At 70.1% G+C, this 12,674-nt stretch carries 9 protein-coding genes and 1 pseudogene; 9 read left to right on the plus strand and 1 reads right to left on the minus strand.

All coding sequences use genetic code 11. The features are described from left to right. The first annotated feature begins 62 nt into the window (after positions 1–62). Both LDO11_RS01300 and LDO11_RS01305 read left to right on the plus strand, forming a co-directional pair. Positions 63–2,057, plus strand: a complete 1,995-nt coding sequence (locus LDO11_RS01300; RefSeq protein ID WP_232139918.1) for a M1 family metallopeptidase — start codon at positions 63–65, stop codon at positions 2,055–2,057. Between the two features lie 239 nt (positions 2,058–2,296). Beyond that, positions 2,297–3,025, plus strand: coding sequence for a hypothetical protein (locus LDO11_RS01305; protein WP_232139920.1), 729 nt, complete (start codon positions 2,297–2,299; stop codon positions 3,023–3,025). Between the two features lie 166 nt (positions 3,026–3,191). Here LDO11_RS01305 and LDO11_RS01310 read toward each other — a convergent pair whose 3' ends face one another. Further along, positions 3,192–4,127 carry a carbohydrate kinase family protein gene (locus tag LDO11_RS01310; RefSeq protein ID WP_232139922.1) on the minus strand — a complete coding sequence of 312 codons (936 nt, stop codon included), beginning with the start codon at positions 4,125–4,127 and terminating at the stop codon, positions 3,192–3,194. A 223-nt stretch (positions 4,128–4,350) separates the two neighbouring features. Between LDO11_RS01310 and LDO11_RS01315 the strand changes: the two genes are divergently transcribed. The 7 genes and pseudogenes from LDO11_RS01315 (at position 4,351) to LDO11_RS01345 (ending at position 12,596) form a co-directional block, all read left to right on the plus strand. Next, positions 4,351–5,394, plus strand: coding sequence for a rod shape-determining protein (locus tag LDO11_RS01315; RefSeq protein ID WP_100323310.1), 1,044 nt, complete (start codon positions 4,351–4,353; stop codon positions 5,392–5,394). Between the two features lie 260 nt (positions 5,395–5,654). Continuing rightward, positions 5,655–6,623, plus strand: a complete 969-nt coding sequence (gene mreC / locus LDO11_RS01320; protein ID WP_232139923.1) for a rod shape-determining protein MreC — start codon at positions 5,655–5,657, stop codon at positions 6,621–6,623. Beyond that, the gene (gene mreD, locus LDO11_RS01325) at positions 6,620–7,105 is read left to right on the plus strand and encodes a rod shape-determining protein MreD (RefSeq protein ID WP_232139924.1); all 486 of its coding nucleotides are present in this window, start codon (positions 6,620–6,622) and stop codon (positions 7,103–7,105) included. Before mreC ends, mreD begins: the two co-directional genes overlap by 4 nt. Before the next feature lie 10 nt (positions 7,106–7,115). Further along, positions 7,116–8,939: pseudogene (gene mrdA, locus LDO11_RS01330) on the plus strand (penicillin-binding protein 2); the annotation flags it as partial. Positions 8,940–9,001: 62 nt separating this feature from the next. Continuing rightward, positions 9,002–10,114, plus strand: coding sequence for a rod shape-determining protein RodA (gene rodA, locus LDO11_RS01335; protein WP_232139925.1), 1,113 nt, complete (start codon positions 9,002–9,004; stop codon positions 10,112–10,114). Between the two features lie 83 nt (positions 10,115–10,197). Then, on the plus strand, positions 10,198–11,331 hold the full coding sequence (gene mltB, locus LDO11_RS01340) for a lytic murein transglycosylase B (protein ID WP_232139926.1): 1,134 nt from the start codon (positions 10,198–10,200) through the stop codon (positions 11,329–11,331). Next, positions 11,328–12,596: a septal ring lytic transglycosylase RlpA family protein gene (locus tag LDO11_RS01345; protein WP_232139927.1), complete on the plus strand. Its 1,269-nt coding sequence runs from the start codon at positions 11,328–11,330 to the stop codon at positions 12,594–12,596. The genes mltB and LDO11_RS01345 overlap by 4 nt, the downstream gene beginning before the upstream one ends. The last annotated feature ends 78 nt before the right edge of the window (positions 12,597–12,674 follow it).

The raw sequence follows: 12,674 nt of genomic DNA on the forward strand, positions 1-12,674 counted from the left end.
CCGGGCCGGTCGTCGCCGGTCGGCGGGTAGAATCGTGCGGTCCCCCTGCACGGAAACCCCCGATGCGCCCACTCCGTTCCATCGCCTGCGCGCTGTCGCTGGCGGCGCTCGCACTTGCCGGCTGCAACCGCGCACCCACGCCTGACGCGTCCACGCCCGTCCCCGCGAAGGAGGCCCCGGTGGCCACCGCGGACCGTGACGAACATTCGTATGCCGAGCCCACCCGCGTGGTCATCGACGACCTCGCGCTCGACCTCGACCTGGATTTCGACAGCCGCACGCTGGCCGGCACCGCCACCTACACCCTGGAGTGGAAGGACGACGCGGCCACCGAGCTCGCGCTCGATACCCGTGAGCTGACCATCGAGCGCGTGGACGGCGAGGCAAACGGCCAGTGGCAGCCGCTGGAGTTCGCGCTTGACGACGCGCACGCCAGCCTCGGCAGCCGGCTGGTGGTGCAGGCGCCGGAGCGCAACGCGAAGATCCGCGTGACCTATCGCACCGCCCCCGGCGCATCGGGCCTGCAGTGGCTGACCCCGGAGATGACCGAGGGCAAGCAGCTGCCCTTCATGTTCAGCCAGTCGCAGCAGATCCACGCGCGCAGCTGGGTGCCGCTGCAGGACACGCCGGCAGTGCGTTACACGTACTCCGCAACGATCCGCACCCGCCCCGACGTCATGGTGCTGATGAGCGCCGACAACGACCCGGGCGCGCAGCGCGATGGCGAATACAGCTTCCGCATGCCGCAGCGCATTCCCTCGTATCTGATGGCGATCGCTGCCGGCGACCTGGTGTTCCAGCCGATCTCCGCACGCGCCGGCGTGTGGGCGGAACCGGCGATGGTCGAACGCGCGGTGGCGGAATTCGCCGACACCGAGAAGATGATCGAGGTGACCGAGGCGCTGTACGGCCCGTACCGCTGGGAGCGTTACGACCTGCTGGTGCTGCCGCCGTCGTTCCCGTTCGGCGGCATGGAGAATCCGCGGCTGTCGTTCATCACCCCGACTGTGATCGTCGGCGACCGCTCGCTGGTGTCATTGATCGCCCACGAACTCGCGCACAGCTGGTCGGGCAACCTGGTGACGTTTGCCAGCGCCAAGCATGGCTGGCTCAACGAGGGCATGACCAGCTACGTCGAGAACCGCATCGTCGAGTCGCTGTACGGCAAGGAATTCAGCGACATGGAGTTCGTCATCGCCCGTGACGCGCTGAAGTCCGGCATCGGCGACATGCCCGAGGCCACCCAGGCGCTGGCGGTGAAGCCCGGCACCGAACTCGACGCCGACGACGCGCTGAGCGCGGTGTCCTACGACAAGGGCGCGTGGTTCCTGCAGTTTCTCGAACAGCGCTTCGGCCGCGAGGTGTTCGATGCGTTCCTGCGTGGTTACTTCGACCACTTCGCGTTCCAGTCGATCACCACCGAACAGTTCCTCGATTACGCGCGCGAACACCTGTTCAACGCCCATCCCGACGCGGTGACCGAGGCCGAGATCCAGGAGTGGCTGTACGCGCCGGGTATTCCTGCATCCGCACCGCAGGTGCTGTCGCCGAAGCTCGGCCTGGTCGATTCGGCGCGCCTGGCATGGCTGGGCAGCGCGCAACTGCCACCGCAGCAGCTCACCGCGGAATGGACCACCCAGGAATGGATCCATTTCCTCGAGGGCATGCCGCAGACCCTGACCCAGGAACAGATGGCGCAGCTCGACACCGCCTACCGCTTCACCGGCACGCCGAACGGCGAACTGGCGATGCGCTGGTATCCGCTGGCGGTGCGCAGCGGCTACATGCTCGCGTTCGAGCCGATGACCGAGTTCCTGCAGACGGTCGGCCGGCGCAAGCTGATCCTGCCGATCTACACCGCGCTGGTGCAGACCCCGGAAGGCCTGGCGCTTGCGAGGCAGGTGTTCGAGCGCGCACGGCCGGGCAGCCATCCGATCACTGCGGCTTCGGTGCAGCGGATCATCGACGAGGCCAGGCCGAGACAGGCGCCGGTCGATCCGGCGCAGGCCACGACCGGGCTGGGTAAGCAGCCCGCTTCCGGCGCTCCGGCACGTTAAGCCCCTCCAGCCGGATGGCGTGCCCTGATCCCTCTCCCCTGCGGGAGAGGGATTTCCAGGGATGAGGGCGACAGTCCATGCGGATCCCGGAATCTCCGCCGCAGGAAATCCGTGCAGCCCGTCGCCCGACACTGCGGATCGCCGCGAGCGCCGCTGTTGCCGGCATCAGCGCCCACGGTGTCGCCGCCTGTCCGCCACAGCCGCTAAGCTTGCATCGTCTCCACGGCCGGATCCCTGCGATGCCCCGCTTCCGCCTTCTCGTTCCCGTGCTGCTCGGCGCATTCGCGCTGACCGCCTGCAGTGACCGCGAGGCCGCAGCGGCGGCACAGGCCGAGGCGCGCGCCGCGGCCGCGGAACAACAGGCACAGGAAGCCGAGCAGGGCTTCGGGAAGGCGGTCGCCGAGGAGAACTGGGCGCTGGCGAAGGCGCAGGGCGACGTGCTGTTCATGCGCTGGCCCGATACCGAAGCTGCCGCACGCGTGCGCGAACGCTTCGACGAGGTCGCGGCGAAAGCCCAGGCGGCCCGCGAAGCCACCCGCACCGCGGCGTTGTGGAGCTACCAGTCGATCGCGGTGAAGGGTGGCGAGCAGCGCTCGGCCGCGATCGATGCGCGCGAAGCGGTCGACACCGACGGCAGCGGCACCGGGCCGGTCCAGCTGATCTTCCGCGACCATCCGGAATGGGGGCGCAGCAGCTATCTCGTGCTCAAGGCCGGCGACTTCGACTGTTACCGCGGCTGCCGGGTCAACGTCGCCATCGATGGCGGCGAGCCGCGGCGGATGGCGGCAAGCCGCCCGGATACCGACGAGGCCATCGCGATGTTCATCGAGGACGAGCGCGCGCTGTGGCGGCTGCTCGATGGCGCGGAGACGCTGTCGATCGAATTCCCGGTCAAGGCCGGCGGCACCCGCGCCGCCGGGTTCGAGGTCGGCGGCCTCGACCGTACGCGCATGCCGGGCTGGGACTGAGGCAGGCGCTGCTCGATCGGCTCGTCGCGGCGACATGATCGAGGCTGCGCCGCGCTATCCCGGTCACCGGTAGCAACGTGGTCCGGGTAAGCCCCCCACGGCTGCAGCCGCGGCCTGCATACGCTGAAGCCGGCCGCGTCGTGCGCGGCCCGCTTGCCGGTTGGCCTCAGGCCAGCGAGTAACCGAACTGCTGGCGGAACTGTTCGGCGAACTCGTCGTAGTCGAAGCGCTGGTTCTGGGTGCCCGGGTGCTCCACCTTCAGCGCGCCCATCAGGTTGCCGATGCGGCCGATGGTTTCCCAGTCGTAGCCCTTCTGGATGCCGAACAGCAGGCCGGCGCGGAACGCATCGCCGCAGCCGGTGGGGTCGGTCACGCGGCGTTCGTGCGCGGGCGGCACGTGGTAGCTCTTGCCGTCGGTGTGGATCTCCGAACCCTTCGGGCCGCGGGTGGTGATGTAGGCCTTGACCCGCTTGACGATGTCGCCCTCGCTCCAGCCGGTGCGCTCCTGCAGCAGGTTGGACTCGTAGTCGTTGACGGTCACGTAGTCCGCCAGCTCGATGAAGTTGCGCAGTTCCTCGCCGTTGAACAGCGGCATCGCCTGGCCGGGATCGAAGATGAAGGGCACGCCCATCGCGGCGAATTCGACGGCGTTCTGCAGCATGCCCTCGCGGCCGTCGGGGCTGACGATGCCGAAGCTCACGCCCGCCACATCCTTCACGTGGTTCTCGTAGCTGCGCATCATCGCGCCGGGATGGAAGGCGGTGATCTGGTTGTTGTCGAGGTCGGTGGTGATGAAGGCCTGCGGAGTGAACAGGTCGTCGAGCACCTTGACCTGGTCCAGGCGGATGCCGTTTTCCTCGAACCACTCGCGGTAGGGGCCGAAGTCCTGGCCGACCGTGGCCATCGGCACGGGGTCGCCACCCAGCAGCTTGAGGTTGTAGGCGATGTTGCCGGCGCAGCCGCCGAACTCGCGGCGCATCCTGGGCACCAGGAACGAGACGTTCAGGATGTGGACCTTGTCCGGCAGGATGTGGTTCTTGAACTGGTCCGGGAACACCATGATGGTGTCGTAGGCCAGGGATCCGCAGATCAGGACGGACATCGGCAAGCGCTCGGGCGACGTAAAGCCGCATAGGGTACACCGCAGTTGCGCCACGGGCCCCGTTGTGCCTTGCCGGAAAGCCTGCCCGTCGGCGCTAAACCATGGCAGCAGCACGGTTTTCCGGCCATCACCGGCCACTGCGGCAGGCCCTTTTTTGCTAGGCTTGACGCCCCCTTGACGCGCGCCTTCCCCGCCGCGCCACCCTCACGGACCCTCTTCCCAGATGTTCAAAAAGTTCCGCGGTCTGTTCTCCAACGACCTGTCCATCGACCTGGGCACCGCAAACACCCTCATCTTCGTGCGTGGCCAGGGCATCGTGCTCAACGAGCCGTCCGTGGTCGCAGTGCGCCAGGACCGTGCCGGCGGGCAGAAGGTGGTGGCGGCGGTCGGCAGCGAGGCCAAGCAGATGCTGGGCCGCACGCCGGGCAACATCACCACCCACCGGCCGATGAAGGACGGCGTCATCGCCGACTTCACCTACACCGAGGAAATGCTCAAGCACTTCATCCGCAAGGTGCACAAGTCGCGCCTGCTGCGGCCCAGCCCGCGGGTGCTGATCTGCGTGCCCGCCGGTTCCACCCAGGTGGAGAAGCGCGCGATCAAGGATTCCGCGCTCGAGGCCGGTGCACGCGACGTCTCGCTGATCGAGGAGCCGATGGCCGCCGCGATCGGCGCCGGCATGCCGGTCACCGAGGCGCGCGGCTCGATGGTGGTCGACGTCGGCGGCGGGACGACCGAGGTCGCGGTGATCGCGCTCAACGGCATCGTGTACTCGCAGTCGGCACGCATCGGCGGCGACCGTTTCGACGAGTCGATCATCAACTACGTGCGCCGCAACCACGGCATGCTGATCGGCGAGGCCACCGCCGAGCGGGTCAAGATCGAACTCGGCTGCGCCTACCCGCAGGAGAAGGTGGAGGAGACCGAGATCTCCGGCCGCCACCTCGCCGAGGGCGTGCCGAAGATGGTCAAGATCAACTCCAACGAAGTGCTCGAGGCGCTGCGCGAGCCGCTGATGGGCATCGTCGCCGCGGTACGCCAGGCGCTCGAGCAGACCCCGCCGGAACTGAGCGCCGACGTCGCCGAGCGCGGCATCGTGCTCACCGGTGGTGGCGCGCTTTTGCGCGACCTCGACCGCCTGATCAGCGAGGAGACCGGCCTGCACGTGCAGGTGGCCGACGACCCGCTGACCTGCGTGGCCCGCGGCGGTGGCCGCGCACTGGAACTGCTCGACCTGCACGGCAACGAGTTCTTTACCGCGGATTGATGGCGGTGCGGCAGCATCGATCGGCGTTCATGGCGCGAGCGTCAGGTTCCGGAGGCGCTCTCCCGCGTCGTGCTCTGGAGCCCCTCTCCCGTTGACGGGAGAGGGGTTGGGGTGAGGGCGGAAGTTACGCGCGTTTCCCCTCACCCCATCCCTCTCCCGCGGGCGGGAGAGGGGGAGTTCGTGCCACGCGGGAGTCGCTTCGGATACCTTCGCAAGCGGCGTTCTGAAACACTTTGTTGAACTGGTCAGGTATTTCTGGGGTGTCCTACAGTCCTGCTGCGCCCCGCTCCGGCGATGTTGCCGGCACGCTCCGTCTTCTCGCCTTCCTCGCCATTTCGGTCGGGCTGCTGGTGGCCGACCACCATGGCGAGTGGCTGTCGCGCGCGCGCGCGCAGGCCAACGTGGCGATGCAGCCGCTGTGGTGGCTGGCGGGCCTGCCGTCGCGGCTGGGCCGCAGCGTGCGCGAGGATGCGGTCACCCGCAGCCTGCTGGCCGAGGACAACCACCGCCTGCGCAACGAACTGCTGGTGGTCAATGCACGACTGGCACGGATGCAGGCCGCGGCCGCCGAGAACCAGCGACTACGCGCCATGCTCGAAGCCACCGACGACGGCCGCATGGATGTGCAGCTCGCGCCGATCCTCGAGATCGACCTCGATCCCACCCGTCAGCGCCTGACCCTGCGCGCCGGCAGCCGCGATGGCGTACATGTGGGCCAGAGCGTCATCGATGCCGGCGGCGTGCTCGGCCAGATCATCGCCACCACGCCGACCACCGCCACCGTGCTGCTGCTGACCGACCCCGACCATGCGATTCCCGTGGAAGTGGTGCGCACAGGCGTGCGCCTGATCGTCTACGGCCAGGGCCGCGCCGACCTGCTGGGGCTGCCGAACGTGCCGCTGTCGAGCGATGTCGAGCCCGGCGACGTGCTGGTGACCTCGGGCCTGGGCGGGCGCTTCCCGCCGGGGTTTCCGGTGGGCCGCATCGCCACGCTGGCGCCCGACGACAGCCGCGCGTTCCTGGTCGGCGAGGTGATGCCGACCGCGCAGATCGATCGCGGCCGCGACGTGCTGCTGCTGCGCGAAGGCCGCGGCCCGCTGCCGGCGGTGGCGCGTCGCGCGGCCGAGTGGACGGCCATCGGTGCCGGCGTCGTGCGTGGTCGCGATGTCAGCCCCGCCACCGCCGCCGCCGCGCTGCCCGCCGACGCACCGGCGGAGGCCACGCCATGAGGCGTGCGCGCAACAGCTGGGTGCTGCCGGTCAGCGTGCTGCTGGCGCTGCTGCTGGGCCTGCTGCCGCTGCCGGAGCTGCTGCAGCCGCTGCGCCCGTACTGGCTGGCACTGGTGGTGGCCTACTGGGTGATCGAGGGCGAGGGCCGCCAGGGGCTGGGCTTCGCGTTCGGCGTCGGTCTGCTGGCCGATCTCGCCTTCGGCAGCCTGCTCGGCGAGCAGGCGATGCGGCTGGTGATCCTCGCCTTCATCCTGCAGCGCTTCCGCAACCAGCTGCGCTTCTTCCCGGTGCCGCAGCAGGCACTGGCGATCGGCGGGCTGCTGCTCAACGACCGCGTGGTGAATGCCGCGGTGCATCTGGCCATGGGCATCCCGCAGCTGCCGTGGAGCTATTGGCTGGCGCCGGTGATCGGCATGCTGTTGTGGCCGCCGCTGTTCGTGCTGCTGGATTCGTTTCGCCTGAGCCGGCGGAAGGCCGGCTGAGATGATGGACGTGCGCCGCCAGCGCCGTGTGCGCAACCCGGGCGCGGAAGCCGAGCAGTTCCGCCGCCGTGCGCTGATCGGCTTCATCGGCGTGGTGCTGGCGATGGCCGGGCTCGCCGGCTGGTACTTCAAGCTGCAGGTGATCGACCACGGCGACTACGCGCGCCGCTCCGAGGCCAACCGCATCAAGCCGCGGCCGGTGGTGCCCGGGCGCGGGCTGATCTACGACCGCCAGGGCCGCATCCTTGCCGACAACGTGCCGGCCTACCGGCTCGAGGTCACCCCCGAGCAGGCCGGCGACATCGACCGCCTGCTCGACGGGCTGGCCGAGATCTTCGAGCTCGATCCGGCCGAGGTGGAGCGCTTCCGCGCCGAGCGCCGGGTCAACCGCGGGTTCCGTGCGCTCACGCTGAAGCTGCGCGTCACCGACGACGAGGCCGCGCGCTTCGCGGTCGACCGCTGGCGCTTCCCGGGCGTCGACGTGGTGCCCTATCTCAACCGCCGCTATCCGTACGGCGCGCTGTTCGCGCATGTCATCGGCTATGTCGGGCGCACCGACGAGGACGACGTCGGCCGCTACGGCGCCAACCAGGTGCTGTTCCCGCATACCGGGCGCACCGGGCTGGAGCGCTCCTACGAGGACGCGCTGCGCGGCGTGGTGGGCTACGAACAGGTGGAAACCAATGTCGAGGGCCGCGCGCTCGCCACGCTGGGTCGCGTGCCCGCCACTGCCGGTGCCGACCTGCGCCTGAGCATCGACCTCGACCTGCAGCAGGCGATGGTGGATGCCTTCGGCGAGATGCACGGCTCCGCGGTGGCGGTGGATCCCGCCAGCGGCCAGGTGCTGGGCATGGTCAGCCTGCCGAGCTTCGACCCCAACCTGTTCGTCAACGGGATCTCGCACACCGACTACCGCCAGCTGATGGACGACCCGGCGCGGCCGCTGTTCAACCGCAACGTGCTGGGTGGTGGCCCGCCGGGGTCGACGATCAAGCCGTTCGTGGCGCTGGCCGGCGTCGACAGCGGCCTGCGTACGCCCGGCGACGGCGTGTTCTCGACCGGCGAGTTCTTCATCCCGGGCCAGCGTCGCGGCTATCGCGACGCCTCGCGCGGCGCCGGCTGGACCGAGCTGCGCGATTCGATCTCGCGGTCGGTGAACTACTACTACTACAAGCTCGCCTACGAGATGGGCATCGAGCGGTTCGCCGACTACATGCACCGCTACGGCTTCGGCCAGTCGACCGGCATCGACCTGGTCGGCGAGAACACCGGCGTGGTGCCATCGCTGGCCTACAAGGCCAGTCGCAGCCGCGAGCCCTGGTATGCCGGCGAGACGGTGATCGCCGGCATCGGCCAGGGCTACTGGATCGCCACCGCACTGCAGCTTGCGCGCGGCACCGCGGCGATCGCCAACGGCGGCGTGCTGCATCCGCTGCGGCTGGTGGCCGAACGCAAGACCGCATACGACCAGCCGTGGCGCGCGGTACCGGCGGAGCCTGCGCCGCGCATCACCGACAACGTCGAACACCTGCGCGCGGTGCAGGAGGGGATGGAGGCGACCATCCACGGCCGCGGCACGGCGACACGCATGGCGCAGGGCGCCAGCTACCGCATGGCCGGCAAGACCGGTACCGCGCAGCGCATCGGCCGCCGTGGCAGCGCCAACCTCGACCCGCGCGCGCTGCCGTACCACCTGCGCCACCAGGCGCTGTTCGTGGGCTATGCGCCCGCGGAGAACCCCACCATCGCGCTGGCGGTGGTGGTCGAACACGGCGGCTACGGCGGCGCCACCGCGGCGCCGATCGCCCGGCGCATCTTCGATGCCTGGGTCCTGCGCAACGCGACGGATGCGATCGGCGCGCCCGGTGCCACCGCGGGCGCGGAGGCGGGTGCACCATGAACGTCATCCTGCGCTGGCTGCTGGACCTGCTGCAGCGTTTCACCCGCACCCTCGACTGGCCGCTGCTGGGCGCGCTGCTGGCGTTGATGGGCATCGGCCTCGCGGTGCTCTACAGCGCCGGCGGCCACAGCCAGGCGATGCTGACCGCGCAGGCGCTACGCTACGGCGTCGGCCTGGGCGCGCTGTGGCTGCTGTCGCGGGTGCCGGTGCTGACCCTGCGCGCAATCACCCCGCTGGGCTACGGCCTGTCGCTGCTGCCGCTGGTGGCGGTGCTGTTCATGGGCACCGGCCGCCATGGCCAGCACTGGATCAACCTCGGCGTGTTCTACCTGCAGCCGTCGGAGCTGATGAAGCTCAGCCTGCCGATGATGACCGCGTGGTATCTCAACCGCGCGCCGCTGCCGCCGAGCATCACCGGGGTGCTGGTGGGGCTGGCCATCGTCGGCCTGCCGACCGGGCTGATCATGCTGCAGCCCGACCTGGGCACCGCGGTGCTGGTGGCGGCCAGTGGTCTGTTCGTGCTGTATCTCGCGGGGATGTCGTGGTGGTGGTTCGTGGCCGCCTTCGGCGCACTGGCGGCCGCGGCGCCGGTGGCGTGGTTCTGGCTGCTGATGCCCTACCAGAAGGACCGCCTGCTGATGTTCCTCGATCCCGAGCAGGACCCGCTGGGCGCGGGCTGGAACATCATCCAGTCCAAGATCGCGATCGGCGCCGGCGGCCTGCGCGGCATGGGCTGGGGGCAGGGCAGCCAGTCGCATCTCAACTACGTTCCCGAACACACCACCGATTTCATCTTCGCGGTGCTGGCCGAGGAGTTCGGCTGGCTGGGGGTGATGGTCACGCTGGCGCTGTACCTGTTCGTGGTCGCGCGCTGCCTGTGGATTGCCGCGCAGGCGCGAGATGGCTTCGGCAGGCTGGTGGCCGGCGCACTCGGGCTGTCGCTGTTCGTCTACGTGCTGGTCAATGGCGGGATGATCTCCGGGCTGCTGCCGGTGGTCGGCGTGCCGATGCCGCTGCTGTCGTACGGCGGCACCGCGGCGGTGTCGTTGCTGGCGGGCATGGGCGTGGTGATGTCGGTGCGAGCGCACGCCGGCGCACGCCGGGCCTGACCGCGGCGCGATCGCGGGAGCAGCCTGAACATCGCGCGCATCCCCGGTTCGACGCCCGCGACGTGCGTGCTAACCTCGCGCCGATGACCCGACGCACCCCTGTTTTCCGCGGCTTTGCCGCGAGCCTGCTGCCCCTCGCCCTGGTCGCCTGTGCGACGCAGGCCAATCCACCGCCCGTCGACCAGGTGTCGGCCAGCGCGCCGCCGGCGACCGCGAGTGCGGCCGGCCCGACCACGCTGCCGCCGGTACCGCAGCCACCGGAGCGCCCCGTGGCACCGGAGTCGGTCACCGATCCGGCGATCCCGCGCGAACAGCGCATCGCCAATTTCGTCGACTACACCGCCAGTACCTACGGTGTCGAGCCACGGCACATCCGCGAGGTGCTGGCCCAGGCACAGCTGCGCCAGCCGATCCTCGATGCGATGTCGCGCCCTGCCGAAGCGGTACGCCCGTGGCGCGACTACCGCCCGATCTTCATCAACGATCAGCGCATCAACGGCGGCATCCGCTTCTACCGCGAGAACCGCGCGGCACTCGACCGGGTGGCGGCCGAAACCGGTGTGCCGGCGGAGATGATCGTCGCGATCATCGGCGTGGAGACCAGCTACGGGCGCGTCACCGGCAACTACCGGGTCGTCGATGCCCTCTACACGCTGGCCTTCGATTTCCCCAGGCGTGCACCGTTCTTCGCCGGCGAACTCGCGCAGCTGTTCGCGCTGCAGAAGGCGGAGCCGCAGCTCGACCTGCTTGCCCTCAAGGGCAGCTACGCCGGTGCGATGGGTATGGGCCAGTTCATGCCGTCGAGCTACCGCCTGTGGGCCAAGGATGGCGACGGCGATGGCCGTCGCGACCTGCTGACCCATCTGCCGGACGTGTTCGCGTCGATCGCCAACTACTTCGTCGTGCACGGATGGGAGCGCGGCGCACCGGTGGTGGCACGCGCCGACCGCGCCCCCGGTGCCGAGGATTTCCGCCCCGACACCATGGACCCGGTGCATCCGCTGGCCGCGCTGGCCGAGCGCGGCTACACCCCGCGTGCCGGGGAGCCGGTGGCCGAGGGCGCGACGCTGATCAGTCTCGACGGCGACAGCGGCCCAGAGTACTGGCTGGGCTACCGCAACTTCTATGTGATCACCCGCTACAACCGCTCGCCGATGTACTCGCTGGCCGTGCACCAGCTTGCGCAGTCCATCCGCGCGGGAGCCGCCGGGCCATGAGGTGGCTGGCGGCTGCCGGCGCGGTGCTGCTGCTGGGCGCCTGCAGCGGCACACCGCGCAAGGCCGCGGCCCCGGATGCCGGGGCCAGCACGGGCCCCGTGGCAGCGCCCTCCGGCAGCGCGCGCCGCTCGCCGTACGCACCGGCGCAGGAGGACCCCCGCAAGCGCGGCGATTACGTCGCTGGCGGCCTGTACGCGCCGCATATCCAGGACAGCGCCCCGGACTACATCCCCGACGTCGACGCGATCCCGGAACCGGAGGTGGTCGATGAGCCGCGCTCGGCCTACGGCAACCGCAGCCCCTACCAGGTGCTGGGCAAGTCCTACCACGTGCTCGAAGACACCACAGGCTTCAGCGAACGTGGCCGGGCGTCGTACTACGGCAACAAGTTCCATGGCCGGCGCACCTCCAACCTCGAGGTGTACGACATGTACGCCTTCACCGCGGCGCACAAGTCGTTGCCGCTGCCGAGTTTCGCGCGGGTGACCAACCTGCAGAACGGGCGCTCGGTGGTGGTGCGCGTCAACGACCGTGGGCCGTTCCATGAGGGCCGGGTGGTCGACCTCAGCTGGGCGGCGGCGGTGAAGCTCGACATGCACCGCGCCGGCACCGCCGAGGTCGAGGTGGTCGCGCTGAGCCCGGGCGAGAACGCGCGCCACGAGGCCGGCCGTTACGCACAGGCACTGCCCCCGGCCGCGCCGGAGCTGGCCACCCCCGCCACCGCCGCACCGCCGGCTGCCAGTGCGATCGACCGCGTGGTCGCCGCGTTGCCGATGGCCAGCGCGCATGCGGGCGAACGGCCTGCACCCGTCGCCAGCGCCGGGGTCGCGCCGGCACCGGCCGGTGAATGGCGCTTCGACATGCACCAGAACGGCCGCGCGATGACCGCCGACGAGTTCGATGCCTGGATGAAGGAGCGGCAGATCCGTGTCGCCACCGGTCGTCCAGCCACGCCGCCGTCGAGTGGCCAGGCCGCGCCAGCCACGCCCGCCACGCCAGACGCGTCGCCAGCCGTCACCCCCGTCTCCGGCGGTGCCGCGGTGACCCTGCAGGTCGCCGCCTTCGGCACCCGTGACAATGCCGAGCGCGCGCTGTCGATGCTGCGCGGCGCCGGGGTCGGTGACGCGCAACTGGTCGATGGCGTGGCTGCCGGCAAGCCGGTGTGGCGCCTGCGCGTCGGCCCCGTCGCCTCGCACCAGGTCGCCGATGTGACCGCCCGCTGTGCCGGGCTCGGCTTCGGCCAGCCACAGATCGTTCGCGAGTAGACTCTCGCGCCATCCCACCGGGACGGCCGCAGGGGCCGTCTGTCAGGAGTCCCTGCAGTCCATGAGCCCGCTTTCCAC

This window comes from Alterluteimonas muca (assembly GCF_021191595.1).
Lineage (GTDB): Bacteria > Pseudomonadota > Gammaproteobacteria > Xanthomonadales > Xanthomonadaceae > Luteimonas > Luteimonas muca.